This window comes from Streptomyces sp. ITFR-6 (assembly GCF_031844725.1).
Classification (GTDB): Bacteria; Actinomycetota; Actinomycetes; order Streptomycetales; family Streptomycetaceae; genus Streptomyces.
This window is the reverse complement of sequence record NZ_CP134612.1, coordinates 591,066-616,180: the sequence shown is the minus strand read 5'-3', so window position 1 is coordinate 616,180 and position 25,115 is coordinate 591,066. Positions and strand designations below refer to the sequence as shown.

Annotated in this window: 22 protein-coding genes and 7 pseudogenes; 16 read left to right on the top strand and 13 right to left on the bottom strand. The window is 69.4% G+C overall.

Annotated elements, in window-relative coordinates; translation table 11 throughout:
• Positions 1-86: 86 nt before the first annotated feature.
• Positions 87-599 carry a beta-ketoacyl synthase N-terminal-like domain-containing protein gene (locus RLT59_RS02640; protein ID WP_311301844.1) on the bottom strand — a complete coding sequence of 171 codons (513 nt, stop codon included), beginning with the start codon at positions 597-599 and terminating at the stop codon, positions 87-89.
• Positions 596-1,411, bottom strand: coding sequence for a beta-ketoacyl synthase N-terminal-like domain-containing protein (locus RLT59_RS02635; protein WP_311307592.1), 816 nt, complete (start codon positions 1,409-1,411; stop codon positions 596-598). The genes RLT59_RS02640 and RLT59_RS02635 overlap by 4 nt, the downstream gene beginning before the upstream one ends.
• 9 nt (positions 1,412-1,420) lie before the next feature.
• Between RLT59_RS02635 and RLT59_RS02630 the strand changes: the two are divergent.
• Both RLT59_RS02630 and RLT59_RS02625 read left to right on the top strand, forming a co-directional pair.
• Positions 1,421-2,154, top strand: a pseudogene (locus RLT59_RS02630) (transposase).
• On the top strand, positions 2,151-2,570 hold the full coding sequence (locus tag RLT59_RS02625; RefSeq protein ID WP_311301843.1) for a hypothetical protein: 420 nt from the start codon (positions 2,151-2,153) through the stop codon (positions 2,568-2,570). Before RLT59_RS02630 ends, RLT59_RS02625 begins: the two are co-directional and overlap by 4 nt.
• 191 nt (positions 2,571-2,761) lie before the next feature.
• On the opposite strand, the gene RLT59_RS02620 is transcribed toward RLT59_RS02625, so the two are convergent.
• Positions 2,762-2,941, bottom strand: coding sequence for a hypothetical protein (locus tag RLT59_RS02620; protein ID WP_311301842.1), 180 nt, complete (start codon positions 2,939-2,941; stop codon positions 2,762-2,764).
• Between the two features lie 192 nt (positions 2,942-3,133).
• On the opposite strand from RLT59_RS02620, the gene RLT59_RS02615 reads away from it, so the two are divergent.
• The 8 genes and pseudogenes from RLT59_RS02615 to RLT59_RS02580 all read left to right on the top strand — a co-directional run bounded on the left by RLT59_RS02615 (position 3,134) and on the right by RLT59_RS02580 (position 9,321).
• Positions 3,134-5,209 (top strand): SpoIIE family protein phosphatase, encoded by a 2,076-nt coding sequence (locus RLT59_RS02615; protein ID WP_311301841.1) that lies wholly within the window; start codon positions 3,134-3,136, stop codon positions 5,207-5,209.
• A pseudogene (locus tag RLT59_RS02610) lies at positions 5,202-5,411 on the top strand (penicillin-binding protein); the annotation flags it as partial. The gene RLT59_RS02615 and the pseudogene RLT59_RS02610, both read left to right, overlap by 8 nt.
• A 322-nt stretch (positions 5,412-5,733) precedes the next feature.
• Positions 5,734-6,122 (top strand): annotated as a pseudogene (locus RLT59_RS02605) (hypothetical protein).
• An 83-nt stretch (positions 6,123-6,205) separates the two neighbouring features.
• Positions 6,206-6,748: a hypothetical protein gene (locus RLT59_RS02600; protein WP_311301840.1), complete on the top strand. Its 543-nt coding sequence runs from the start codon at positions 6,206-6,208 to the stop codon at positions 6,746-6,748.
• A 9-nt stretch (positions 6,749-6,757) separates the two neighbouring features.
• Entirely contained in the window at positions 6,758-7,267 is a 510-nt protein-coding gene (locus tag RLT59_RS02595) for a tyrosine-type recombinase/integrase (RefSeq protein ID WP_311307591.1), read from the top strand.
• An 18-nt stretch (positions 7,268-7,285) separates the two neighbouring features.
• On the top strand, positions 7,286-7,606 hold the full coding sequence (locus tag RLT59_RS02590; RefSeq protein ID WP_311301839.1) for a helix-turn-helix domain-containing protein: 321 nt from the start codon (positions 7,286-7,288) through the stop codon (positions 7,604-7,606).
• A 297-nt stretch (positions 7,607-7,903) separates the two neighbouring features.
• Positions 7,904-8,773: a hypothetical protein gene (locus tag RLT59_RS02585; RefSeq protein ID WP_311301838.1), complete on the top strand. Its 870-nt coding sequence runs from the start codon at positions 7,904-7,906 to the stop codon at positions 8,771-8,773.
• On the top strand, positions 8,716-9,321 hold the full coding sequence (locus RLT59_RS02580; protein ID WP_311301837.1) for a site-specific integrase: 606 nt from the start codon (positions 8,716-8,718) through the stop codon (positions 9,319-9,321). Before RLT59_RS02585 ends, RLT59_RS02580 begins: the two co-directional genes overlap by 58 nt.
• 97 nt (positions 9,322-9,418) lie before the next feature.
• Here the strand turns inward: RLT59_RS02580 and RLT59_RS02575 are convergent, their stop codons facing one another.
• On the bottom strand, positions 9,419-9,958 hold the full coding sequence (locus tag RLT59_RS02575) for an SMI1/KNR4 family protein (RefSeq protein WP_311307590.1): 540 nt from the start codon (positions 9,956-9,958) through the stop codon (positions 9,419-9,421).
• Positions 9,959-10,643: 685 nt separating this feature from the next.
• Positions 10,644-11,087 (bottom strand): DUF5707 domain-containing protein, encoded by a 444-nt coding sequence (locus RLT59_RS02570; RefSeq protein WP_311301836.1) that lies wholly within the window; start codon positions 11,085-11,087, stop codon positions 10,644-10,646.
• Between the two features lie 220 nt (positions 11,088-11,307).
• Here RLT59_RS02570 and RLT59_RS02565 point away from each other — a divergent pair, with 220 nt between their 5' ends.
• Genes RLT59_RS02565 through RLT59_RS02555 form a run of 3 tightly spaced genes read left to right on the top strand, consistent with a single transcriptional unit; the run spans position 11,308 to position 16,360 of the window.
• A complete protein-coding gene (locus RLT59_RS02565; RefSeq protein WP_311301835.1) occupies positions 11,308-11,994 on the top strand; it encodes a TetR/AcrR family transcriptional regulator in 687 nt (228 codons plus the stop codon).
• Entirely contained in the window at positions 11,994-14,609 is a 2,616-nt protein-coding gene (locus tag RLT59_RS02560) for an ABC transporter ATP-binding protein/permease (RefSeq protein ID WP_311301834.1), read from the top strand. The genes RLT59_RS02565 and RLT59_RS02560 overlap by 1 nt, the downstream gene beginning before the upstream one ends.
• The gene (locus tag RLT59_RS02555; RefSeq protein ID WP_311301833.1) at positions 14,606-16,360 is read left to right on the top strand and encodes an ABC transporter ATP-binding protein; all 1,755 of its coding nucleotides are present in this window, start codon (positions 14,606-14,608) and stop codon (positions 16,358-16,360) included. The genes RLT59_RS02560 and RLT59_RS02555 overlap by 4 nt, the downstream gene beginning before the upstream one ends.
• Positions 16,361-16,824: 464 nt before the next feature.
• On the opposite strand, the pseudogene RLT59_RS02550 reads toward RLT59_RS02555, so the two are convergent.
• The 5 genes and pseudogenes from RLT59_RS02550 to RLT59_RS02535 all read right to left on the bottom strand — a co-directional run.
• Positions 16,825-18,560 (bottom strand): annotated as a pseudogene (locus tag RLT59_RS02550) (IS1182 family transposase).
• Positions 18,561-18,665: 105 nt separating this feature from the next.
• Complete coding sequence (locus RLT59_RS39275; protein ID WP_399126816.1) at positions 18,666-18,995, bottom strand: DDE-type integrase/transposase/recombinase; 330 nt, start codon at positions 18,993-18,995, stop codon at positions 18,666-18,668.
• Positions 18,899-19,480, bottom strand: coding sequence for an IS3 family transposase (locus RLT59_RS02540; RefSeq protein WP_311301831.1), 582 nt, complete (start codon positions 19,478-19,480; stop codon positions 18,899-18,901). Before RLT59_RS02540 ends, RLT59_RS39275 begins: the two co-directional genes overlap by 97 nt.
• A 44-nt stretch (positions 19,481-19,524) precedes the next feature.
• Positions 19,525-19,785, bottom strand: a complete 261-nt coding sequence (locus tag RLT59_RS39270) for a transposase (protein WP_399124688.1) — start codon at positions 19,783-19,785, stop codon at positions 19,525-19,527.
• Between the two features lie 84 nt (positions 19,786-19,869).
• Positions 19,870-19,983, bottom strand: a pseudogene (locus tag RLT59_RS02535) (IS5/IS1182 family transposase); the annotation flags it as partial.
• 596 nt (positions 19,984-20,579) lie between these two features.
• Here RLT59_RS02535 and panD point away from each other — a divergent pair.
• The 3 genes from panD to RLT59_RS02520 all read left to right on the top strand — a co-directional run bounded on the left by panD (position 20,580) and on the right by RLT59_RS02520 (position 22,084).
• Positions 20,580-21,005, top strand: a complete 426-nt coding sequence (gene panD / locus RLT59_RS02530; protein WP_311301830.1) for an aspartate 1-decarboxylase — start codon at positions 20,580-20,582, stop codon at positions 21,003-21,005.
• A gap of 30 nt (positions 21,006-21,035) precedes the next feature.
• The gene (locus RLT59_RS02525) at positions 21,036-21,398 is read left to right on the top strand and encodes a GNAT family N-acetyltransferase (protein ID WP_311301829.1); all 363 of its coding nucleotides are present in this window, start codon (positions 21,036-21,038) and stop codon (positions 21,396-21,398) included.
• Positions 21,399-21,460: 62 nt separating this feature from the next.
• A complete protein-coding gene (locus RLT59_RS02520; RefSeq protein ID WP_311301828.1) occupies positions 21,461-22,084 on the top strand; it encodes an arylsulfatase in 624 nt (207 codons plus the stop codon).
• 450 nt (positions 22,085-22,534) lie between these two features.
• Here the strand turns inward: RLT59_RS02520 and RLT59_RS02515 are convergent.
• From RLT59_RS02515 to RLT59_RS02505, 3 genes and pseudogenes are all read right to left on the bottom strand, one after another.
• Positions 22,535-23,212 (bottom strand): annotated as a pseudogene (locus RLT59_RS02515) (family 1 encapsulin nanocompartment shell protein); the annotation flags it as partial.
• Positions 23,212-24,156 (bottom strand): annotated as a pseudogene (locus tag RLT59_RS02510) (Dyp-type peroxidase). The pseudogenes RLT59_RS02510 and RLT59_RS02515, both read right to left, overlap by 1 nt.
• 180 nt (positions 24,157-24,336) lie before the next feature.
• Positions 24,337-25,092 (bottom strand): MgtC/SapB family protein, encoded by a 756-nt coding sequence (locus RLT59_RS02505; protein ID WP_311301827.1) that lies wholly within the window; start codon positions 25,090-25,092, stop codon positions 24,337-24,339.
• Between the last annotated feature and the right edge of the window lie 23 nt (positions 25,093-25,115).

Below are 25,115 nucleotides of genomic sequence, written 5' to 3'. Positions count from 1 at the left end.
GGTGGACTACTGGCCGAGGATCTTCGTCACCACGTGGTTCGCGGGTTCGGCGTCGACGCCGACGGCGGCTTCGGCACAGCCGGCTGTCATGAGGTTCCGGCCCAGGCCAGGGCGTCCAGTCCGCTCGTGACGCCGTTGCAGACGGTGAGATCGGGGCCACGCAGCCGGTAGCGGATGGCCACCCAGCCGACGATGGCGTTGCTTGATGTCTGGGGCAGGCCCAGCGGGCTGAGGCCCATGATGCCTGCCGTGGCGATGGTGTCGGTGGCCTCGCGGACGCTGTCCGCTTTGCCCAGGTTAGTGCCGACCACGACGGCGGTCGCCTCGGCCGTGCCTGTGAACGCGTCGTCGGTGTCGGCCGGACCGGCGTCGTGGAGGGCGAACTCGGCGACCCGCAGGGCGAGCAGGGACGCGCGGTCCTTGTGGCGCAGCTCGCGTCCGATCAGACCGGTGGCCGGGGCGAAGCCGCCCTCTCCCGGCAGTGGTCCGAGAAGGTCGCCGTAGGTCGTGACTCCGGGCAGTGCCAGTCCGATGCCCGTGACGACGACCTCCAGGGCGTGCGGGTCCCTCCTGGTGCGCGTGGTGCTCGTCGCGTTCACCTGGATATATCCACGATCGCGACGGCGTTGATCCCGCCGAAGCCGAACGCGTCGATCTGGGCGATGGCCAGGTCACCGGAGGCGGGGGTGCCCTGCACCAGGCCCAGTCCTGCGGCCTCCGGGATCGGATCGGCCAGGCCCAGGACCGGGGGCACCGTCCCGTTCTTCATGGCCAGCACCGCCATCACGAGGTTGAGCTGCCCCGAGCCGCCCAGGGTGTCGCCGGTCATCGCCTTGATGGTGGTCATCCGCAGACCGGCGCCCGCGCCGGGGAAGATTTGGCGTAGGACGCTCGACTCCGTCGTGTCGTAGAGGGGGGTGCCGCTGCCGTGCAGCATCACCAGGTCGATGTCTCGCGCCCGTACCCCTGCTCTGCGGTAGACGTCCCGTACGGCGCGGGTGATGCCGTCGGGGTCGGGCGCGGTGGCGTGGTGGGCGTCGCAGTTCTTGGACACGCCGCGCACGCGGGCGCGGACGGGTCCGTCCCCGGTGCTGGCCCGCAGTACGACGACGGCTGCCGCGCCCTCCCCTGTGAGCATGCCTTTGTGCGTGTCGTCGAAGGGGCGCGGGGCGTCGGGGAGATCGTTCTGTACGCGGTCGAGTGTGCCGAAGCCGCTCTCGGTGGCGGCGTCGGTGCCCGCGACGAAGACCGTGTCGCCCATGCCGTAGTCGATCGTGTCGGTGGCCATGCCGAGCGCGTACAGCGAGGCGGAGCAGGCGTTGGCGAAGGTGTACGTGGTGGGTGCTCCGAGAGGGCGGTAGGTGACGTGATGCCGCCTTCGTTGTCCCTGGAACGTGTGGCACGGGCTGATCGGGGAGTGCTGTCGTGTTGCAGTGTTCTTCGTGAGCTACCGTCGGCCTACAAGAGCGGCTTGTCCGACGAGCGGTGGGCCCTGATCGAGCCCGTCCACGCCTTCTGGAAGGCCCGGCATCCTTCCGTCAGCGGCCACCAGGGCGGCTACGGGATGCGGGAGATTGTCAACGCCCTGCTCTGCCAGTCCCGTACCGGTTGCCAGTGGGACTACCTCCCCCACGACGTGCCCCCGGTCGGAGCGGTGAAGTACTACTTCTACAAGTGGCGTGACGACGGCACCGATCAGACCATCCACGACCTGCGGCGCTGGCAGGTGCGCGAGAGCCGGGGCGCAAGGCCGACCCGAGCCTGGTGGTGCTCGACCCCCAGAGGCTGCACGCGGCCGTCGGGGCGCCCGTCGGCACCGCACTGCTGGACAGGACCGTGGCCGCCACCGAGCCGGGCGCCGGCAAGAGGGCCCTGGTGGACCAGGAGTTCAAGACTACCGTCGTCGACCGCGGGCGGAAGATGGGCATCGACGTCGAGGTCATCGAGCGCGACCCGGCCACCAGCGGGTTCGTCCCACAGCCCAAGAGGTGGGTGGTGGAGCAGGTAAAGAGGATCATGGTGCTGCACCGCAGGCTGGTGCGGGACTACGAGCACCGGCCCGCCTCCGCCGGGTCGAGGGTGTACTGGGCCGCAAGCGACCGGATGCCGACGATGCTGACCAGGATTTCCGTCCCCACCTGGCGCGGCGCGTGAGCGACAGCGAGCTGACCTTGGAAGCGGTGCTCGCGCGTCTGGAGGAACAAGAGCGCGAGATCGCCGTACAGACCGAGGCCACGCGGGGACGCATCGCGGAACTTACCGCGCGGGTGGATGAGTTCGACCGGGTTGCCGAGGAAGTCCGGATCACCCGCAAGGCCCTGCTGGCACTGCCTGATCCGTCCTCGCCGAAACGGCCGGCCGCGAAGCTGCCGGATCATCCGGTCTACCGGCAGATTATGGCGGTGTTCGCCGAGGCCGACGCCCCGCTGCGGGCACGGGCGGTCTGCGAGGCGATGGATTTGGAGATCGCGCCCAGCAACGTCGACAACGTCCGGCTGAAGCTGAAACGGCTCGAACGCGGGATCCTGACCGAGCCCGAGCAGGGATTTTTCACCCAGCCACGGCCATAGCCGCCCGGAAAGGCCACCACCGCCCCAGTCCCAGCCGCAAGCACGAACCAGACAGCACGTTACCTACGCCCTCTCAGCGTCATTGGCCGCTCCCGGCTGGTCATGGTCTCCGCCTGTGTTTGGGTCGGCGCGGCGGCACCCGTCTTCGGTGGGAGGGGGCTCCGTGTCGTCAGGTGTGTTCCGTTTCGAGGTCAGCGGGCGTGGTGCCTGTTCGTCTGTTGGTGGGGCATCTCGCTCGGTCGCGCCGCAGTGGGACGGCGCCGCGTGCGGTCGGGGAACGGGTTGCGCCGCGCGGGCACGCTGGGGGCCACTGCCAGCAGGGCGATGGGGACGACGACCGCGACGAGGACGAGCACGTTGATGAAGGTCATGTTCCTGCCTTCCGTCGGACACTGACAGCCTGTAGCTACTTGTTGTAACCGGAAGGCGGGTCAATAAACACGTTTAGTGAGGGATGTGGGGGTGGGCGGGCCGCCCTCGTCTGTGCGGGGGCACTGCCGGGGTGAGCATCACTCGGCAGCGCCCCGCTCGTCAGCGTCGCGGCTTTGAACAATGCTGGATGGGTGTCCACGCATTCGTTCTCCGCCGCCGACTCCTTCTTCGGGGTCGCTCCTCTTGGGTCTGCCGCGGTCGGGCTGGCTCTGATCACTGGGCGCAGGCAGGTGCTGCGGCAGTGCAACCGTCCGTTCAGGGAGCTGTTCGGCTTCTGGAGCCTCGGCCAGGATGCGGGGGTCGCGCTGTCCGCGGCGAAGTTCCGGCCGCTGCTGCGGGCGCTGGATCTGCCGGGTAAAGAGCATTCGAGTGTCCTGGTGGACCTTGCTGTGCGTACGGGTTCGGGACGTGTGGTTCACCGGACGTGTCTGGTCGCCGCGGTGCCGGTGACGAGCCGGTTCGGTCTTGCTGTACTTCTGGTGGCCGGTCCGCTAGGCAGCAGGCGGTTGAGCACATCTGCCGCGGCGGTCGAGGAAGGTGTCACCGATGTCGCGGGCCGGGCTCTCGCGCGTTATGAGGCGTTGCTGTCGGCCATCCCGCATGTTGTCTGGCTCATGACGCCCGAGGGCAAGGTCGCCACGCTTGTGGGCCGTCTGGGGGTCGCCGGGGAAAGTCTGTGGCAGCCGGAGGCCGGTTCGTCGGCTTCGTGGATGGACGCGGTGCATCCGAAGGACCGGATCTGGTTCGCCTCGCAGTGGCGTGCCACGCGCCGTGGCAAGGCGCTCCTGGACGCGATGATCCGTGTCCGTGTGGGGGACGACTCCGGCCGCTACCGGCACGTGAAGATCATCGCGGTGCCGGTGCTCCGGGACGGTGAGGTCGTGGAGTGGGTGGGCATGGTGAGCGACGCCGAGGAGGAGTGGCGCGAGCAGATGAAGGAGAGGCTGCTGGCGCGCGTGGCGGCAATTCCTACGGCGGGCACCGTACCGGACGTTTTCAGCAGGCTGGCCCGGGCCGTGGTGCCGGACCTGTTCGACGCGCTGGCGGTCTTCCATCCGCAGGCCGGAACGCGGCACGGCCTGTCGGGCATGGAGCACACAATGGCCAGAGCCCAGGCGGCGCTGGCTCCGGGGCTCCCGGCGCTCGGTTCACTACCGGACGACTTCGCGCTCGGCCGACAGGCGGAGCGGGCCATCGCGACGCGGAAGTCCTTGCTCATCACCTTTCCGGCCGGACAGCCGCCCGCCGATCTTTTGTCCGGCGTGTCCAGGGCCTGGATGGAGCAGGCCGGTGCCACCAGTCTGCTTGTCGCTCCGCTGGTCGCGGATGAGCGGGTTGTCGCACTCGTGGCGGCCTCGACCTGTCAGGGGCATCCGCCCCCGAGCGGTTCGGATCTCGATCTGTTCAACGAGATCCTGCGGCGTGTCCAGGACCCGGTGCAGCGCACGCTGGAGCTGCAGGGGGCGCGGGAGACGGCTCTGACCCTGCAGAGGTCGTTCCTTCTTCCTCCGCCGTCCGTGGAGGGTGCCGAGCTTGCGGCGGCCTACCAGCCCGCCGATTCCTCGGCCGAGATCGGTGGTGACTGGTACGACGCCGTCAGGACTCGTGACGGGTCGGTTTCTCTTTCGATCGGTGATGTCGCCGGCCATGATCTGATGGCGGCGACGGCGATGGGCAAGATCAGCAACATGCTGCGGGGGTTCGCCTATGACGCCGGGTGGGCGGGTCCCGCGGCCACTCTTGCCCGGCTCGACCTGGTGGCGCAGGGGCTGGATATCGCGCCGCTGATCACCGCTGTTCATGTCGTGCTGCGTCCGGTCGGCGATGGGAGCTGGCAGGCGACGCTGTCGAACGCGGGGCATCCGCCGCCCTTGCTGGTGCCGGGGTTGGGCACGCCGCGTTTTCTTGGCCGCCGGCAGGGCACGGACCCGCCGTTGTGTGTGCTGCCCGAGGTGTCCCGTACCGAAAGTCATTATCGAATCGAGCCGGGTGACACCCTGGTGCTCTACACGGACGGGCTGATCGAGAATCCGCGCAGGGACATCGGTGACGGGCTGGCTCTGCTCATTCGGCATGCGGCTACGTTGCGGTCCCGTGCTCTTGTGGCCGACCGGTTCGTGGCTGAGCTTCTGCGGCTTCCCGAGGACCGTCGCGACGATGTCGCCGTGATCGCTTTCCGTGTGCCGACCGGCGAGCGGAGGTGCTGAGGCCGTGTGGCATGTCGGCATCCCTTCGTACGACGGGTCGGTGCCTGTACCGAAGGACGAGACGGAGAAAGCGGCGGCCCTGATCGGGCAGGGTCGTATCCAGGCCAATCCACTGACCATGGCATCGGTCACCGCGACCGCGGCGTCCGGTCACTTCCATCAGCCCACGATCCGCCCCGGCACCGACGACCGCACCACCACCCCGAACAACCTATCCGGTGTGTCCCTGGTCGATGAGGCGCGCGGCGACTGAGCCCGGCTGCCGGTGGTGGATGGGGTGCGGGCGGAGCACCGGTGGAGGGCCGACCGTGCAGGAGTACGGCATGGGCACTCCTGCGGCGAGGTCGGCGTTGAGCAGGATCTGGCCGGGCTCGACCACCGGCGGATGCCTTCGGCATCGGGGAACACCAGTTGTGCGGGGCGGTCGTTGAACCCAGTGGCCAATGTGTGTACCGAGGCCCCGGGGCCTCATACTGTTCCCGTCTCGGCAGGAGCCCCTTGGACCACACCACCAGGAGGAACCGGTGTCATACCCGCAGCCGTTCACCCCTGAGGAGAGGCTCGCCCACGCGGAGAAGCTGTTGGGCCTCCCGCGTATCGTCGTGATCTGCGGCTCGACCCGGTTCATGACCGAGATGAACGAGGCCGATCTGAGGGGGACCAAAGCCGGAAGGATTGTCGTCAAACCGGGCTGTGACATGAAGTCGGCGCACGAATTCTGGTCCGATCCTGCCGAGGCCGAGGCCGAGGCGCTGAAGGTCCGACGCGGCGATCTGCACCGCGCGAAGATCCGGTCGCTGACGAGGCACTCGTTGTGAATGTGCGCCTGAGTTCCCCATCGCCCCGCTCCCCGCGAGCGGCGCCCCCGGTCCTGCGGAGTGCGTCGACGGCCCTCCGTCACCCTCAAGGGTGAACAGCGAGGAAGTCTCATAATTCATGAGCTTCCATCTGGCAGCCTGAGATTCCGCTGGGCATGGCGAAGTTGAGGGGGGCGGGATGTCGCTTGCTGCCGTTGCACCAATCCGATCTCGACCGCTGTTGCAGTCACCGCAGGACATAGCGGACTTCGAGCAGGACCTGCTGTCTGAGTTCGTGCTCGCCCGGGCTGCGGCCGGGATCGCCGACGAGACGATCTCCGGCGACGTGGATGCGCTGATGGAGGTGCGCGGCTGGTGCGGCCGCCCGCTCTGGGAGCTGATCCCGACTGACCTCGACCGGTTCTTCGGCGAGGACCAGCGAAGGCTGGCCACGCTGACCAAGGTCCGCAAGGCGCACGCCCTGGCGACGTACTTCGAGTTCCTGGAGGTGCGGCATCAGGCCGATATCCACGCGGCGACCGGCGTACTGGTGCAGTGCCCGGTCGATGAGATCAACCGGGCACGAGGCAAGACCAACATGCGGGTGCGGATCCCGCCGCCGGCCGCGGACGTCGATCGACTCTTCGCCGGATGGCGCGACGATCTGCATTCGGCTCGGAAGTATGCGCCGAGTGTCCGTAACTACACCGCATGCCGCTTGGCCAGCCTCATCGGCCCGTGAGTCTCGGAACTGTGCCTGCTCGACGTCCACGACATCCGCTGGGACCTGGGCACCTTCGGCGAGGTGCTACTGCGTGGCAAGGGCAGCCGCGGTCAGAAGAAGGAGCGCCTGGTCCCGCTCATCAACGGTTCTCGTGAACTCCTCGAATGGTGGCTCCAGGGCCCGCGGTGGGAGTTCGACGGGCACCTTGATGAGCCCGGTGCGCCGCTGTTCCCCTCCGAGCGCCGCGATCCCGGTGGCCGCTGCAAACGCGTGAGCACCAGCGCGATCCGGGGCGCGATGGCGGAGACAGTGGAGCGCCACCTGCCTCGCTGGTCCGGCCGTGCTACTCCGCACGCGCTCCGGCACTTCGCCGCGTCCGATCTGTACGCACAGGGCATGAACGTCGTCGCTATCCAGGAGCTGCTCGGACATCGCTGGATCAACACCACGATGATCTACGTCCACGTCAACAAGACCCACATCGAGGACGCCTGGACTTCCGCCGGCCAGCGGGCCGCGTCCCGGTTCACCGGATAGCCCAGGACAGGAGCCGTCATGAAGTGGAACCTGCGGCTGGCCGCCGCGCAGCGCGACATCTGGAAATCCTCGCAGCTGCAGTCGATGCTCGCCGACGCGGGCCTAATGATCAGCGCCGGGAAGATGTCCAATCTGTGGTCCGGGCAGCCGGTCACCATCCGCCTGGATGACCTCGACATCCTCTGCGAGGTCCTGGGCTGCCAACCCAACGACCTTCTGGCCCCGGAGCCCGAGAAGGCCCGCGCTCGGCGTCCCGCAAGCACGTCCGCCCCGGCGGCGGTCGCGGGCGAGCACCCCAGGATCGAACGTCGGGTCGGTCGGACGGAACCACCGCTGTGAACCTGCGGCCCCGGCCGTGCAAGCAGTGCGGCAACAAGATCGCGGAGTACGGTCGGCTCCGCTGCTTCAGCTGCCTGCATCCCGAACTTCCGCCGCCGACCTGCAAAGGAATGCGGCAGCGACGCCCACTACGTCGGCGGCTACTGCCGTCGCTGTCATCCCCGCGTGCCATACGCGGACAGCTGCAGCGACTGCCTCGCCTGGGGCACCTGGCACCGCCACGGCCGCTGTGCCGCCTGTACCTCCTTACGAAACCGCGGGCACGAGACCGGCACCTGCGCGACCTGCCGCCGCACCGTGCCGCTCCTCAAGCACGGAGTATGCCGACTGTGCCGCTGCCAGGCCCAAGCCGTTCCACGGACCTGGCAGCGACCGGACCTCACCACCGCGGCCACCACCGGGCAGCAGCTGTTCATCGCCGATCTGGTCCGGCGGGTCCACCTTGCCGCCCGGACGCGGGAGCGCGGCTCACCCGAAGCGCACCAGCACACTGGCCTTTCATCCTGGGCGATGCCTCGGTGGCGTCAGGAGCCGCTGTTCATCGCCGAGCGGGACATGTCACGCGTCACCGTGCCCGACGTCGAGCCGATCGATCCCGCCTTCACCGCCTACGTCTCGGCTCAGGCCGAGGCCAGCGCGGAGGCCCAAGGCTGGTCACCGGCCTTGCTCGAGCGCGTGCTGCGAAGCCTGTACCTGCTGACCGCCGTCCACGGCCCGCATGAAAACATCAAGGCCAGCACCGTCGCCACTCTGCCGCGCCAGCGAGCCACACGTGCCGTCACCCGGGTCACTGAGGTGCTCGCCCACCTCGACCTCCTCGACGACGACCGCATCGACCCCCTCGACGCGTGGATCCGCCGCCGGCTCAGCAACGTGCACCCGGAGATCCGTGCAGAAGCCCTCGTGTGGATCCGCATCGTCCGACACGGCGAGCCCCGCCGCCGTCCCCGCTCGACCGCCACCGTCCGCAACCAGGTCGACGCCTCGATCCCATTCCTCCTCGACTGCTCGAAGCGCTACCGCACCCTTCGCCAGGTCACCCGCGCCGACCTCACAGAGTGGTTTCCCAATGCGCGGCACCGCACAACGAAGCCGTCGCACTGCGCAACATGTTCAAAACCCTCAAGAGCCAACGGCTGCTGTTCGCCAACCCCGCACGCGGCCTGAGCCTAGGGGCGAAGCCCAGCTCGGTGCCCATGCCGCTGAGCCCCGAGACGATCCAGACATTGGCCGCGGCCGCCGAGGGCGACCCCGCCCTGAAGCTGCTGATCGCCCTCATCGGCATTCACGCGCTCTACCCCCACCAGGCTGGCGAATTGCCCTTGGCTGCCGTCGACTTCACCGGCGGCCGGCTCTTGCACGGTGACATCGACCACCCCCTCGACGCCTTCACCCGTCAGGCCGCCGCCGACTACATCCAACTCCGGTACTCACGCTGGCCACACACCCGCAACCCCCACCTGTTCCTCAGCTCGCAGACCGCCCACTCCTGCAGGCCGGTCACCATCGGCTGGATGCAGCCCCTGCTCAAGGATCTTCCGGTCACCGCCCAACGCCTCCGCGAGGACCGGATCCTCGAAGAGGCCGCCGTCACCGGCGCCGACCCGCAACATCTGTGCGCGGTATTAAACATCACCCCCGACACAGGACTGCGCTACACCCGGACATTCCACCCCGACCCCTTGTCCGACCGGGACCAGGAGGACAAGCCCTAACTGACAACCGCCCCGACTGTGCCCCCGCCACCGGCTCCCTCGCTCCGGCCAGGGCGAGAGCGGATTGGCAATGGCAGTCACACGGTTGGGAACCGTCTCACGACCAGACGAGTCGACCTTCGGCGACCTCACAGACCGGGTAGCTGCCATCGGCGATCTTCGTCAGCATCTCCGCTACGGAGTCGAAATAGTGGGCCATCGATTCGTACTCGCCCGTGACCGTGATCTCACCCACGAACCACCTGCCGACGCGCCCGTCCCGCACATCGATGAACTTTCCCATCCAGCCGTCCTGGTCCGAAAGGAACGGGATCCACTCATTACGCCAGACCGGATCGTCCGGCTGGTCCGGCGGGTCGAATCCACCGGACCGGGAGCGGTTCGCATAGAGCCTCTCCATCGCCCGAATGCCCAGAAAGAAGCTTCCCTCGTCGGGGAACCCGTCGAAGCCGCAACACATCACGTCGTCGTCGACGTCTTCCGCTGGCAGATCCAGATTGTTCTGCAACAGCCACGTCCGCAGGTCCCCATGCAGGGAGATCCCCATCCGTTCCTCGGCTGCCGCGAGCATCTGCTCCGTAGCGGGCCCTGGCAGATCCGCGTGATCGACCGGAGCGTGCTGCCGAAGAAGGGTCATCACGCGAGACCAACTCTCAGCCACACTCATCGCCCTCTGCCCTCTCTACACATATGCCTCCGTCCGACCGTGCCACGGTCAAGGCTGCGAAGTGCCGACCGGAGAACCTTGCAGGATGGTACTTCGAGCATGCTTCCTACCCCCTCCCCAGGATCATCTTGCGACCCGAAGCAACCTCTGCGCTAAGCGGGCCCAGCCGAGGAGCCTCCAGGACACCAGCGAGGGTCGTGGCGTCCGGCACGAGAAACTGCAACGGCCGCATGTCGAGGCCGCAACGTCATGCACTTGTACACCGAATCAGTCGGAACCGAGCCGCACACAGCCGAGGATCCCGGGCGGCAAGGCCAAGTTCCTGGTGCCAGCGCCTCAGAAATCGCGAACTCAGGCGCTTTTAGTCGGCGACTGCATCGGAGACAGCACCCGAGCCGAGATCGCCTACGCCCGCTCGCTGGGCAAGCCCGTGCGGTTCACGCACCCCGAAGTCGACCCTGACGCCTGACCGAGCGCGGGGCCCTCGGCCGGCGCCCTCACCATGACCCTCCACGGCCCGGCCCGCTGGAACCGCACCGGACGACTGCTACGCAGCCTCGCCCCCCTGACGACCCCACAAGGCGGGCGCCCGCCCTGAGTGCGCTCACCCCCGCACCGCGCCACAGGCAGGCGCCCGCCCCCACAGCCATCCGGCTCAGCGGCGGGCCGTGAAGTCTGCCGCGCGGGGCACGAATGCCGTGTCGCCGTCCTTCGCGGTCGCCAGGACCGCGACGTGCCAGGCGCCGGCCGGTACCGCGTCCGCCTCGGTGACCTTCACCGTGTAGGTGCACCGGGCAGCTCCGTCCCCGGCCGCCGCGCACTTGGCGGACTCGACGTCCTTCATCTCCTTCGCCGTCGGAGCCGGCTTCAGGGTCCCGGGCCATGCCAGTACCTTGACGCCGCGTACGCCCGAGTCGTCCGACACGTGGACGGTGAAGGTCAGCGAGCCGTCGCGGGTGCCGTGCGGGGTGACGTACGCGGCCTCACCGTCCCGCACCTGAGGCTTCGCCTCGGAGGCCTGGGCCGCGAAGGCGACGGCGCCGGCCGCTCCCAGTACAGCCGTACCCGCGAGTGACGTGGCGATGACGCGCTTGGACATGATCGGACTCCCTTGAGCAGGTCGATGCGCCGTGGCCTGCGCTGTGTTCGCTTGACCGCGGCATTGGTTCGATCTTCGTTCAGAGGTCCGGGCCGGGGCATGAGTAGAACTACTCAGCTGACGTACCCAGCCCGGCCGCCGCGTGGGGTTGCCCTGCCCGCCCGCTTCGCGTTAGGGTTACCTTAGTTGGTAGGGGTAACTATTGTGTGAGGAGGCCGGAGTGGCGCGGACCGGGGGGCGGCCACGTCAGATCGAGTCGGCTGACATCGTCCGGGCCGGACGGGAACTCGGGCTGCGGAACCTGAGCATGAACGCCGTAGCGGCCCGTCTCGGAGTGTCGTCGACGGCGCTGTACCGCCACGTGGACGGGCGGTGGGGGCTCGAACGGCTGGTGGGTGAGAGCCTGCTGGCCGAACTCGACCTCCGGGACGCGCCGGGCGACGGGCCTGTCCCCCATCTGCTGTCCACCGCGCTCCAGTTGCGGGCCTTCCTGCTGCGTCACCCTGGCCTGACGCGCTATGTGCAGACCTTGTTCCCGCGAGGCGAGGGGGGCCGTCGGCTGCTCGCGACGGCGGCGGAGTCGCTTGTGCGGCGCGGGTACTCCACGGAGGCGGGCATCGTGCTCTCTGCCGCCGTCGCGTCCGTGGCCATCGGGTACGCGGCCACGGAGGAAGCCCAGTTCGAGAGGGTCGAGGGGCTCGACGCACAGCGGCAGGACGTCGAGGAAGCCCTTCGGAGCGACACCCGCCTCGGTGAGGCGCAGCGCGCCCTGCCGACGATCGACGCCGATGAGTACGTCCGGTTGTGGCTGGGTGCCGCGATCCGCGGGTTCGTGGAAGCGGCGCCCCCCGGCCGGCCGGTGGACGAGATCAGGGCGGCGCTGCGTGCCGCCGGAGAGGGACAGTGATGGCCAGACGTGGCATCAACGGGGTGATCATGCGCGCCTACGGTGCGCGCGACCACGAGGCGACGGTCACCGGTACGGAGCTCCTGGCCCCGGACTTCCTGCGGGTCCGGATGACCTCTCCCACTCTGCTGCGGGACGTGGTGGTGGCTCCGGCGGCGCATCTTCGATTCTGGATGCCGGACCCGGACGATCCCGAGGTCGAGCATCAGCGCGGGTACACCCTGTCGGAGGCGGACCCCGCCACCGGGTCGTTCGCGGTGGACTTCGTGCTCCACGATCCCGCCGGTCCGGCGTCCATGTGGGCGCGGCGGGCCGTGTCCGGGACGAGCGTCCGGGTCACTTCGCTGGGTTCCTCGCAGTTCGACCTGCCCTCCGAACTGCCTGCCGGGTACCTGCTGGTCGGTGACGCCGCATCCATACCGGCGATCAACGGCATCCTCGATGTCCTGCCCGCAGAGGTGCCGGTGGAGCTCTATCTGGAGGAGCACCGGGAGACGGACCGTCTCATCCCCCTTGTCGCCCGTCCCCGGACAAACGTCCACTGGGTGGCGCGGCACGGGGAGGCGTCACTCGCCGCCGCGATACCGGCCCGGGACTGGTCGGACTGGTATGCGTGGGTCACACCGGAATCCGGTTCGCTCAAGCACCTGCGTGCGCGGCTGCGCGAGGAGTTCGGTTTTCCCCGCAGCGAGATGCACGCGCAGGCGTACTGGTACTACGGGCGGGCCTTCGGTTCGAACCGGCGCAAGGCCGCCGAGGAACCGGTACCCTCCGGTGCGCCGGCGGAGCCCGCATCGGACACCGGTGCGGACACCGGTGCGGACACCGGTGCGGACACCGGAGCGGCCGCGGACGGGCGGGAGCCGCGCCGGGGCTCCTGGCGGGCGCAGGCCGGCGGACGGCTCATCAGTCCGCTGCGCCCCACGCTGATCGTCGCCGGGGTCGCCCAGGCGCTCGTCACTGTCGTCCAGCTGGCTCCGTTCGTACTGATGGCGGAACTGGGCCGGCGGCTGGCGTCGGGAGAGGGTTCGGGACGGCTGTGGGCCCTGGGGGCCTGGGCGGTCGGTCTGCTGGGGGCCGGTGTGCTGCTGGCGTCCGGTCTGCTGCTGTGGCTGCACTGGGTCGACGCCCGGTTCGCGCGGAACCTGCGTCAGCGGCTGCTGGCCAAGCTCGCCCGGCTGCCGCTGGGCTGGTTCGACATCCGGGGGTCTGGGCGGGTCAAGCAGATCGTGCAGGACGACACGCTCGCGCTGCACTATCTCGTCACCCACGCGGTCCCCGACGCGGTCGCGGCCGTGGTGGGCCCGGTCTCGGTGCTGGTCTATCTGTTCGTCGTCGACTGGCGGATCGCCCTGCTGCTGCTTCTCCCTGTGTTCGTGTACATCGTGGCGATGGCGATCATGGTGGTGCAGTCCGGCCCGCTCATCACGGAGGCGACGCGCTGGGAGGAGCGTATGAACGCCGAGGCCGGCGCCTACCTGGAGGGTCAGCCGGTCATCCGGGTGTTCGGCGGCGCGGCGTCCTCCGTCTTCCGTACCCGACTCGGCGAGTACATCAGGTTCCTCGACAGCTGGCAGCGGCCGTTCTGCGGGCAGAAGACGTTCATCGATCTGGTCACCCGGCCCGCGACGTTCCTGTTGCTCATCTGCGCGCTCGGCACGCTTCTCGTCACCACCGGACGGATGGATCCGGTCTCCTTGCTGCCGTTCCTGCTGCTGGGTACGACATTCGGCGCGCGCCTGATGGGGATCGGCTACGGCCTGTCCGGTCTGCGTACGGGACTGCTGGCGGCCCGCCGTATCCAAGTGACCCTCGACGAACCCGAACTGGAGACGGCTGCGGGCGGGGAGGCACGGGAGGTGCCGGCGGGGAGGGTCGAGTTCGAGCGGGTCGGCTTCGCCTACCGTCCCGGTGTCCCCGTCCTGGAGGACATCTCGTTCACCCTCGAACCGGGAACCGTGACAGCGCTGGTCGGCGCCTCCGGCTCGGGCAAGTCCACCCTCGCCGCGCTGCTGGCCCGCTTCCACGACGTCACCGACGGCGCGATCCGGGCAGGGGGCCGGGATGTGCGTGAGCTGACCCCGGACGAGCTCTACGCCCGGGTCGGCTTCGTGTTCCAGCAGACACAACTGATCCACGGAACAGTCCGCGACAACATCGCCCTGGCCATTCCCGATGCTCCGGAGGAGCGTATCCGGGAGGCCGCCCGCGCCGCTCGGATCCACGAGCGGATCATGCGGATGCCCGAAGGCTACGACACGGTCCTCGGCCCCGACGCCGCTCTCTCCGGCGGCGAGCGACAGCGGCTCACGATCGCCCGCGCGATCCTCGCCGACACCCCGGTACTCGTACTCGACGAGGCCACGGCCTTCGCCGACCCCGAGTCCGAACATCTCGTGCAGCAGGCGCTGACCCGGCTGACTGCCGGGCGCACCGTGCTGGTCATCGCGCACCGCCTGCACACGATCACCGGTGTGGACCGGATCGTGGTCCTCGATCACGGGCGGATCGCGCAGACCGGCACCCATACCCAACTGCTTGCCCTCGACGGCCGGTACCGGCAGCTCTGGGATGCCGCCACGGCCGGCGCCGACACGACGGGAGCCCACCGATGATCCGCACCCTGCTGGCCCTGCTTCCCCCCGGCAGCCGACGGGCGATCACCGTGCACTTGGCGCTGACCGCCGCGGGCGTCGTCCTGCGGGCGGTCGGCTCGGTCCTCCTCATTCCCATGGTCGGCGCTTTGTTCGGCGACGAGCCGGCCACGGCGTGGCCATGGCTGGGGGCACTGGCCTGCGTCACGGCAACGGGCTGGGCCGTCGACGCCGCAGCGGCACGACGGGGGTTCGCCCTGGGCTTCGGGCTCCTCGACACGGGCCAGCGGACCGTCGCGGACCGCCTCACCGACATCCGTCCGACCTGGTTCACCGCCGGGAACCTCGCCACCGGTCGGCAGGCTGTCGCCGCCACCGGGCCCGATCTGGTCGGACTGGTCATCTATCTCGTCACGCCGCTGCTGAGCGGTGTACTGCTTCCCGTCGCGATCGCCCTGGCGCTCCTGCCGGTCTCCTGGCAGCTCGGTCTGGCGGCACTGGCGGGCGTACCCGTGCTCCTCGCCGCGTTCTGGGCCTCCGGGCGGCTGGGGCGTGATGCCGACCGGGCGGCTTCCGAGGCCAACAGCGCGCTGACCGAACGCATCATGGAGTTCGCCCGCACCCAGCAGGCGCTACGGGCTGCCCGCCGCGTCGAGCCCGCCCGCAGCCACGCCGGGGCCGCGCTCGCCTCGCAGCACGGCGCCTCGACACGGCTGCTGCTGCTCCAGGTCCCCGGGCAGGTCGTCTTCGGCCTGGCCAGTCAGCTCGCCCTGCTTCTCCTCGCCGGGACCGCGGTCGCCCTCACCGTCAACGGCACCCTCACCGCACCCGAGGCGATCGCGCTGACCGTGGTCGTCGTCCGCTACCTCGAACCGTTCACCACCGTCGCGGAGCTGTCCCCGGGGGTCGAGAGCAGCCTCGGTACGCTGCGCCGCATCCGCGCCGTCCTCGACGCACCCACTCGCGCCGCCGGCACCCTCCGCGCCGATACGGCCTTGGCCCCGAGAATCGAACTGCGCGAGGTCACGTTCGGCTACGCCGACGGCGACGGCGGCGAGGGACCGGGCAGCGCACCGGTGCTCGACGGTTTCGACCTGATACTCGAACCCGGTACGACGACCGCGATCGTCGGCCCTTCGGGGTCCGGCAAGAGCACCGTTCTGGCGCTTGTCGCGGGCCTCCACCAGCCCGCCTCCGGCAGCGTTCTCATCGACGGTACCGACAGCGCGGCACTGGATGTCCCATCCCGCCGCGCACTCGTCAGTGTCGTGTTCCAGGACCCGTATCTGTTCGACGGAACCGTTCGCGAAAACATCCTGGCCGGCCATCCCGGGGCGGACGACGAAGCGGTGGACCGCGCGGCGCGTCTCGCCCGCGTCGACACCCTTGTGCAGCGCCTGCCCGACGGATGGGCCGGCAGGGTCGGTGAGGCCGGTACCACGCTCTCGGGCGGCGAACGCCAGCGTGTCTCCATCGCCCGCGCGCTCCTCAAGCCCGCCCCAGTACTTCTGATCGACGAGGCCACCAGCGCCCTGGACAACGAGAACGAAGCCGCTGTCACAGCCGCCCTGACGAACGACCCGACCCCCCGCACCAGAGTGATCGTCGCCCACCGGCTGAGCAGCATCCGCACCGCCGACCGCGTCGTCTTCCTGGAGGACGGCCGCATCCTCGAGGACGGGCCGGTCGACGAACTGCTCGCCTCCGGCGGCCGGTTCGCCGCCTTCTGGCAGCAGCAGGACAAGGCCGGCGGCTGGCGGCTCAGCACGTGATGGCGACGCGCCGACCGCGACAAATGGCGCCTCGGTGCTCTATCGCGTACCGCTGTCCGCCTCCCCCCGCTTGTGCGCCACTATCCGGAAGAGGTCGGCTCGGCTGTCGGTCGGCGCCAGAGTGATCATCACGAGACCGTTGGGCTCGAAGTCCACGAGGGCACCTTCGTAGCGCAATCCGGAGTGAGCTGCCCCGAGTTTCGTAGAGTCCGATCTTGATTGGTTCAGGCGGACTGCGGGGTCTGCTCCTGGCTCCGCCGGAAGGCTTATTCGTACTCGGTCGGCGGTACGTAGTCGAGCGCGGAGTGGAGGCGTTCTTCGTTGTGTCAGGTGATCCACTGGAAGATCGCCCGCTCGATCTGCTGGTAGTCCCGCCAAGGGCCCTGCATCTCGATCAACTCGGCCTTGAAGGTGCCGTTCAGTGCCTCGGCCAGGGTCCGTGGTGATGCGAAGTTTCCCCGTGATCACGGACACAGTTGCGTTATGCCGCGAGGGCTTGTCCCTGCTGATAGCGCGGGCGTGTCTCGTGGGGTGTGAGGGATCCCCAGTGGATGTGCTTGCGTAGTCTGCGGCGGGAGAGGGGTCCCGTTCCACCAGGCGTCAAGGCGGATCAGGTTGATGGCGGCCGCGGTCAGGACGTGCGCGAGGTGTGTTTTGGCCAGGCCGATGTAACGGGTCCGTCGTACTCCAGCGGCCGCGACGGCCTGGTGGATGGTGCCTTCCACTCCGGCGCGGGCCGCATAGCGGTCCTTCCACTCGTCCGTGGACTGCTCGGCGCGGACACGTTCGAGGAGCACGTCCTGTTCTTGTGGGCGTACGGTCAATTGCCGTCCGTACTGGGTGGAGTGGGTGCACTGGTCCCGGACGGGGCATGGTGCGCAGGTGGAGGTCGCGAATCGGATACGGATCGCGTCCCGGCCGTTGTTGTCCACGCCGGCCGTCCAGTACCTGCTCGTGGCGCCGGAAGGGCACATGGCGTGCTCAGCCTGCCAGTTGATGGTGAAAGCGGTCTTGCCGAAGCCGTTCTTCTGAGCCGCTTGCCGGGTGTTGTTCGACCGGACTGGGCCGATGACGCTGACGCCGCGGGCGATCGGCGCGGTCAGAAGCAACTCGGCCGAGGTATACCCGGCGTCGAGGAGATGTTCCGCGGGCAGGAGGCCCCGGCTGGTGAGACGGTCGTGGACTGTTTCGACGACCATCGCGTCGTTGACTGTGGCGTCGGTCGTCTCAACATGAGTGATCAAGTGTGGGCGGTGGACCTCCCCCGGGTCATCGCAGCTCTCGCTGAGGTGGATCTTGTAACCGACCCAAGCCGATCCGCGCTTCTTCGAGTAACGGGCCTCGGGGTCGTAGGGAGAGGTGATCAGCATTCTGCCTGGCGGGAGATCGTCCTTCCCCCGCCAGGCCACCTCCTCGACTCCGTCGGTGACGGTGCGGGAGAACCGCTGCATCCAAACCGCGCGCAGGACGGTGACCGCGGGGATCTCCCGTAGCCAAGCTGGCGCCGCCGGTGCGACGACTGCTTCGAGCAGGCGATAGCCGTCAGCCGCGATCTGCCGGGCGAGACCGCGTCGCTCCTGCTCGTCCGTAGGCAGTCGATAGGCGTCAACCCGCGTGCCGTAGCGTTCCTGCCACACCGGATCCATCGCCGTGCGCATCCAGTCCGGCGTGGCTACGGCGAGCGCCTCCATCGCCGCGCGCAGGGCCTCGCCGATGCACTCCAGGCGGTTGAGGCTACGGACCGCGGCCAGGACGTGCGTGGCATCTGTACGCTGCCGACCACCAGGGGCGACCAGCCCCTCGCTGGCCAGCCGTCCCAGCAGCAGATCCAGGACCTTCTCCTCCAGGCCATGGGCCAGCAGCCGGTCCCGGAACCCGGTCAACACGGTGTGATTGAAGCCGGGGTCGGTCAACTCCAGGCCGAGGAGGTACTCACGTCGATCCTGGCTCGCACCGCGTGCGCGGCCTGCCGATCCGTCAGGTTCTCCGTGAACTGTAGGATACTGACCAGGGCCAGCCGACCAGGTGCGACACCGGGACGACCACGGACCCCGAAGGCTTCCGCGAACTCCTCATCCGAGAACAGCGGACCGAGGCTGTCCCGGAGCCTCATCGCCAGACAGCCCTTGGGGAACGCCGCGCGAGCCACCTCTCGTGTTCCGGCAGGAATTCCCTCTCCCGAATCCGCCCGCATGGACACCGCACCACCCCTAACTCGACGGCCGGATACCCGGGTTCGTATCTCCGATGCCTGCGCACCAGACTCACCGCTCCCGGCACCGCGCAGGACGTGATCGCGATGTGTTCACCCAATTGGGCAACAGGGTCTCTCGATGAACGTGAAGATTTCGCCGCGGGCGGTGGCGCGGTCGGGCCGGAGGCGGGTGTTGATCTCCTCTTTGAGGACGGCCCAGAAGCTCTCGGCGGCGGCGTTGTCATAGCAGATCCCGGTCCTGCCCATGCTTTGTTGTCCTCCCAACTCACTTATTTTTGAGCGAAGTTGACTCGACGTGCATCCCGATCCGCGGTCCGAGTGGATCACGCAGCCCGGTCGCGGACGGCCGAGGTTCGCGGCCATGTCGAGGGCGTCGACGACCAGTTCAGCGCGATGGTCGTCGGCCATCGAGTAGCCGATGATCTCGCGCGTCGCCAGATCGAGCCAGCCGGCGAGGTCGAGCCGGCCCCGGCGGTCGGAATGCAAGTGACGTCCCCGACGATCTTCATGCCGGGAAGGCCGGCGTGAAAGTCGCGGCCGACCAGGTCGGGGGCCGGGGCGGCCTTGTGGTCCTGCTGGGTCATGCCGCGGCGTCCGGTGCGCCGGGTGTGTCCGACGATTCCGCGCTCGCGCATGACGCGCTCGACGCGCTTGTGGTTGACCAGCTGCCCGTGGCGGCGCAGTTCAGCGGTGACCCGGGGCACCCCGTAGGTCCTTTTCGACGCCACGTGGATGACGGTGATCTCGTGCGCGAGCGCCTCATCGCCCCGGCGTCGTTCCTCGCGGGCCTTGATGCCGGTGTGCCATGCGTAGTAGCCGGAGCGGGCGGCCATCATCACTCGGCAGAGCAGGACGATCGTGTAGTCGGCTTTTCCCTCGTGGATGAACCGGCATACATCGCTCACCGATCGCTCTCCTTCGCGAAAAAAGCTGTCGCTTTTTTAGGATTTCAATCGTCTTCGCCTGCTCCGCGGTGAGCTTCCGCAGCCGCTTCAGCTCCTCGTCCCGGTCGTCTGCGCCCGACGGCGCGGCTGCCGTCACCGGCGCGGCTTCCGCGGCCCAGGGCCTTCTTCACCCACGCACGCAGGCTTTCCGAACTGACCCCGAGTTCACGGAAGACATCAGTCACTGTCCGGCCCGACGACCGTACGACCTCGATCGCGTCACGCTTGTACTCGTCCGAGTACCGCCTCGTGTACTTGCTTCCCACCTGGTGCTACTTCCTCCGGAACCTCAGGGTCCCAGTCTCCAGGTGCCCATGATCAAGGGGAAGCTTCAGGGTGCGTAGGTCGTGGGTGGGCTTGCGGATGCCGGCGCGGGCTTGGCGCCAGGCTTCCCGGGTGGGGCGGACGAGTTCCCGGCGGGCGTCGGACAGGTCGCTGGGGTAGGACTGCGAGGGCTGCGTGATGCCTGGGTACGTGGCTGCAGCCAACGTGGGCAGGGTATGTGCCGAGGCATCCGGGGCACCGGGGCGCGGGTTCGCGGACCCGGATGAACCAGGTTGCTTCTGAATGAGACGGGATCTCTCATCGGAAACCCGGCGCAATACTGGCCCACGGATTGCCGCATAGGCTACTTCCCGGGCAAATCACCGCTCAGACGACCACGCTTGACCGCTCAGAACCGCAGCCAAACACCTGATATGCGAACCAAACGCTCACTCAGGGTTATGGAACTGTGGGTGCCTTCCCGTAGACAAATGCGAGGAGGGCTCGCCGCAGGTGGCCCTTGGGGTGCGTGGCCCGACTTCCGGCCAGTCCTTTCATATGACCGTGATCGCGGACGTTGTTCAGGGGCGCTGCGTACGCTTGGGCCGTCACCACGGTGGAAACCGTGAGGGGCTTCGACCACCTGACGGGGTGCCGGGTAAGTCAGCACATGTTCAGCGTGAGTCCTGAAAAAACCTGGGGAGAGCTGCCCGAACACGCGACGAGTTGTAGGGTGTCGAAACAGCCCTTGACCTGCAAAAATGCGGGCAGGGAGCCTACTTGTGGGAGTGCCTTGATGTTGCGTACGATGTTCAAGTCCAAAATTCACCGGGCCACCGTGACCCAGGCCGACCTGCACTACGTCGGTTCCGTCACCATCGACGCCGAGCTGATGGAGGCCGCGGATCTGCTCCCCGGCGAGCTCGTGCACATCGTGGACATCGACAACGGGGCCCGGCTGGAGACGTACGTCATCGAGGGCGAACGCGGCTCCGGAGTCATCGGGATCAACGGCGCCGCCGCCCACCTCGTCCACCCCGGTGACCTGGTCATCCTGATCAGCTACGCGCAGGTCGACGACGCCGAGGCGCGCAGCCTGGTCCCCAGCGTCGTCCACGTCGACGCGGGGAACCGGATCGTCGCGCTCGGCGCCGACGCCTCCGCTCCCGTCCCGGGCACCGACACCGCGCACAGCCCGCACGCCGTCCCCGCGGCGCGCTGAAGCGACCGACCCAGCGAAGGAGCATCCGACATGGCGGACCGGAGTGGCCAGGACGGGCCCGACATCCGTGACGACCGGGCGGCGGGCAGGCTGCTCGCGTACGAGGACGGCGCGGCCGCCGGAGTCATCGTGTACTTCGTGATGGACGGGGCACCCGCCGCGCTCGTCGCCGTACACACGGTCGTCGAGCCGGGGCACGAGGGCAAGGGGATCGGGAGCGCCCTGGTCAGGGAGTTCTACGCGATGGCGGGCCGCGACGGAGTCCCCGTCGTACCGCTCTGCCCGTACGCGGCGAAGTGGGCGTCGCGCCATCCCGACGAGGCACCGCAGGCCCCGGCCGCACTGGTGGAGCGGGCGAAGGAACAGCTCGCGTCGCGTCCCGAACTGTACTGATCCCGGGGGTCGGGGGCCCCGGCCAGAACGGTGCCCAGTGGCGGGCCGATAGCGTTTCGCCCATGCCCCTCGCTCTGCTGCACACCTCCCCGGCCCACGTCCCGGTCTTCGACGCCCTGCGCGACGCCGGCCATCCGGGGCTCGCGCTCCGCCACCTCGTGCACGAGGGCCTCCTCGAACGGGCCGGGGAGAGCGGGCCGCAGGCGGTGACGGGCGAGATCGAGGCGGTGCTCGCCGGGGCGGTCGCCGCGGGGGCCACCGCGGTGCTCTGTACGTGCTCGACGATCGGCGGTGTCGCGGAGTCGCGCGGCCCGGCGCTCGGCGTCCCGGTGCTGCGGGTCGACCGCCCGATGGCGGCGGTCGCGGCCCGTGCGGAGCGGGTGACCGTCATCGCGGCGCTCGCCGCCACCCTGGCGCCCACCCTCGCGCTGATCGCGGAGGAGGCCGACGCCGCGGGCCGGCGTCCGGCCGCGGTCCCCACCGTGCTGGTCGAGGGCGCCTGGGAGCGCTTCGAGGCGGGCGAGCACGACGGCTATCTGGATCTGGTGGCCGAGGCCGCAGACGCGGTGGCGGACGCCGATGTGATCGTGCTGGCCCAGGCGTCCATGGCCGGTGCCGTCACCCGTACGGTCACCCGGATTCCGGTGCTCTCCAGTCCGCGGCCGGGCCTGGCGGATCTTTCGTAGGCCGAACGTATGGACTCGCCGGGCGCGGGCAGCCGCTCCGGGAGACGGTGGAGGAGATCCACCCAGACCGTTCGGAGGACCGAGATGACCCATCCGTTTCCCGACCCCGTCCCGCCCGCGCCCACTCCGGGACCCATTCCGGGGCCGCCCCAGCCGCTGCCTGAGCCGGAGCCCGTGCCGCCGGGGCCGGGGCCGACGCCGCCCGTCCCCACGCCGCCGGGGCCCTCGCCCGACCCGATCCCGCAGCCGCCCGCGCCGAACCCCGAGCCGGTGCCGCCGCCGGAGCCGGAGCCCTCACCGGTGGGCTGAGCCGTGCGGGTGACCGACGCGGGTGACCGGCCGCCGCCGTCCCGGCCCACCTGCGGCCCGACGAACACCACCGCTCTCCGTGCTCGTGCCGGAGGCTCACCGTTACGAGCCTCCGGCACGAGCCTGCGATCAGGCGATGATCAGGCACAGCTCGAAGTCGCCGCCCCGGGTGGACAGCAGCACCCCGCCCGCCACCGCCGGCGCCCACAGGATCTGGTCGTCGAGCAGCCGGGTCAGATGGGTGGAGACGGGATATCCGTGGTCGGACGTCTCGGTCGCCTCCGTGAACGCGTCCGCTCCCAGCAACAGCCGGTAGGGGCCGTCGACACCGGCCAGCCGCAGCTTGGTCAGCGCCTGGCTGACGGTGGCCGGATAGTCCCGGGCGTCCGCCGGAAGCGGCAGCGGAGCGTGTGAGGAACCGTCCCGCAGACCGGTGATCCCGGCCGCCGCGTAGCCGTCGATGAGCGCCATGTCCTCCGCGAACGCACAGGTCCGGGCGGCGTCCTTGACCGGCTGCCAGTCACTGTCGTCGGAGCCGCGCTCGACATCGTCCACCGCCGCCCTGCTCAGCGTGAACGGCACCCGCCACTCGATGACCGGTACCGAGGTGCGGGCGCGGGCCAGCACGTCGGGGGTGGGCGGGTCGATCTCCCGGAGGTGGCCGTCACCGACGGCAGCCAGCCGCGGGCCCTGCGGCCCGCTGACGTCCACGACGCGGCGGCCCGCCAGATGGCGGCTGAAGGTGCGCCGGGCCTCCTCCTCGATCTGGTCCCAGGCGGCTTGTGTGATGGGGGCGAGTGCGCGGTGGAGGTTGTTCATCACTGGGCGCTTTCTTGCAGGCTGCCGATGTGCAGCGAACCGTCACGGGAGTCCGGCGGGATCAGGGTCTGCGCCGTCGGCGCGGACGTCGGCTCCGGCAGTGCCCCGGCACCGGCCTCCGCGGACGCGGGCGACGGCGGCGGGGCGTCGAGGAAGTCGGCGCTGGGGGCGTGGGAGAGCGTGCCGGTGACCGCTGTCGAGAAGTCGAGGATGCGGTCGTGGGTGCCGGGGGGACTGCCCAGGAACATGTTCCGGAGCATCTGCTCGGTGACGCCGGGATCGGCGGCGTAGCCGATGAAGTACGTACCGAACTCACCCTGCCCGAAGCTGCCGAACGGCATGTTGGCGCGCAGGATGTCGTGCTCCGTGCCGTCCGGGTCCGTGATGGTGTTCAGCGCCACGTGGGAGTCGGCGGGTTTGACGTCGTCGGCGAACTCGATGTCGGTGAACTTGGTCCGCCCGATCACCCGCTCCTGCTCCTCGGTGCTCAGCGCGTTCCACGACGTCAGATCGTGCAGGTACTTCTGCACGACGACATAACTGCCGCCCGCGAAGTCCGGGTCCTCCGCACCGACCTACGCCGTCGAGAGCGCGTCCGGACCGACCGGGTTCTCAGTGCCGCCGACGAAGCCCAGCAGGTCGCCCGGGGTGGCGGGGGCGTGGTGGCGGGGCCCGCGCAGTTCCTGGAAGGGATGGAGCGAGGCGGGGCGCGGTCCCGCGAACAGCCGGTCCCAGGCATCGGAACCGAAGCCGGTCACACAGGCCAGCCCGGAGCCGGGGAAGCGGAACCCGATGGAGCGGGCTTGGGCCGCCAGATCCGGCAGCGCCTCGCGGACAGCGGGTTCACCGCCCGGCTCGATCGTGACGACCAGGATCAGCGCGGCACTGGTCAGCGGTGCGACGACGGGCTGCGCCGCGGCCGCTTCCTCGGTGGTCCCGGGCATGCGGTGGCTCCATGAGGTGGCGTGGGCGACAAGGCGGCACGGCGGTACCCGCGCGGGTGAGGACGGCGGGGCCCGCTGCCACTTACCCACATCCGGCGGGGCGCCGCACCCCGGCGCGTCCGACCGGGCGATGTGCGCGCCCCTCCCTCGCCCGCGTGACCGGGCGGTGCCCCGGTCCGGTCACTCGTCGGCGAGGTCGCTCCGGCTGCACGCCAGTACCCCCGTGGTGCCCGACAGCCGGGCCATCAGCGCGTCCGGATCGCCCCTGCCCTGCACGCTGAGCGCGACCTCGACGGTCCGCTCCGGCGGGGGTACGGTCTCGGACCGGCGACGGCGCCGGAACATCCCCTCGCCGTCGGCGGCGAGCGTGGTGAGCTCGGAGATCGCGAACCCCGCCTCCGTGCAGTGGTTGACCAGCTCCCGCAGCGCGCCCACCCCCTCCGTGTAGGTGATCCGGTAGCCGATCGAGGCGTTGCGCAGCGCCGGCAGCCGGTGGGCCAGCGGGCGGACGCCGTACGACACCAGGAAGTAGGCGAGCGTGGCGAGGGTGGCGAGGACCGGCAGCCCCGCGCCGGCCGCGCAGCCGACCGCCGCGGTCAGCCAGATCGACGCGGCCGTGGTCAGTCCCTTGACCGAGCCGCGGTGGACGAAGATGACACCGCCGCCGATGAACCCGAGCCCGGAGACGATCTGCGCCGCCACCCGGGACGGGTCCAACTCGACCTGTCCGGTGACCAGTACGTCCGAGAAGCCGAACTTGCTGACCAGGGTGAACAGGGCGGCCCCGAGCCCGACGATCGTGTACGTGCGCAGGCCGGCCGCCTTCTGGCGGATCTCGCGTTCGATCCCGATCGCGCAGGAGAGCCCGAACGCGATGCCGAACTGTGCCGCGTGCGTCCAGTTCTGGCCGAACGGTTCATTGATGTCGATTGCCACAGAGCCTCCGATCCCCTGGGGAC

Excerpts from the sequence above, each read along its gene's own strand:
- RLT59_RS02620 (WP_311301842.1), bottom strand. The coding sequence starts at position 2,941 with ATGACCTTCATCAACGTGCTCGTCCTCGTCGCGGTCGTCGTCCCCATC.
- RLT59_RS02600 (WP_311301840.1), top strand. The coding sequence starts at position 6,206 with ATGTCGCTTGCTGCCGTTGCACCAATCCGATCTCGACCGCTGTTGCAG.
- RLT59_RS02590 (WP_311301839.1), top strand. The coding sequence starts at position 7,286 with ATGAAGTGGAACCTGCGGCTGGCCGCCGCGCAGCGCGACATCTGGAAA.
- RLT59_RS02580 (WP_311301837.1), top strand. The coding sequence starts at position 8,716 with ATGTTCAAAACCCTCAAGAGCCAACGGCTGCTGTTCGCCAACCCCGCA.
- RLT59_RS02575 (WP_311307590.1), bottom strand. The coding sequence starts at position 9,958 with ATGACCCTTCTTCGGCAGCACGCTCCGGTCGATCACGCGGATCTGCCA.
- RLT59_RS02570 (WP_311301836.1), bottom strand. The coding sequence starts at position 11,087 with ATGTCCAAGCGCGTCATCGCCACGTCACTCGCGGGTACGGCTGTACTG.
- RLT59_RS02560 (WP_311301834.1), top strand. The coding sequence starts at position 11,994 with ATGGCCAGACGTGGCATCAACGGGGTGATCATGCGCGCCTACGGTGCG.
- RLT59_RS02555 (WP_311301833.1), top strand. The coding sequence starts at position 14,606 with ATGATCCGCACCCTGCTGGCCCTGCTTCCCCCCGGCAGCCGACGGGCG.
- panD (WP_311301830.1), top strand. The coding sequence starts at position 20,580 with ATGTTGCGTACGATGTTCAAGTCCAAAATTCACCGGGCCACCGTGACC.
- RLT59_RS02525 (WP_311301829.1), top strand. The coding sequence starts at position 21,036 with ATGGCGGACCGGAGTGGCCAGGACGGGCCCGACATCCGTGACGACCGG.
- RLT59_RS02520 (WP_311301828.1), top strand. The coding sequence starts at position 21,461 with ATGCCCCTCGCTCTGCTGCACACCTCCCCGGCCCACGTCCCGGTCTTC.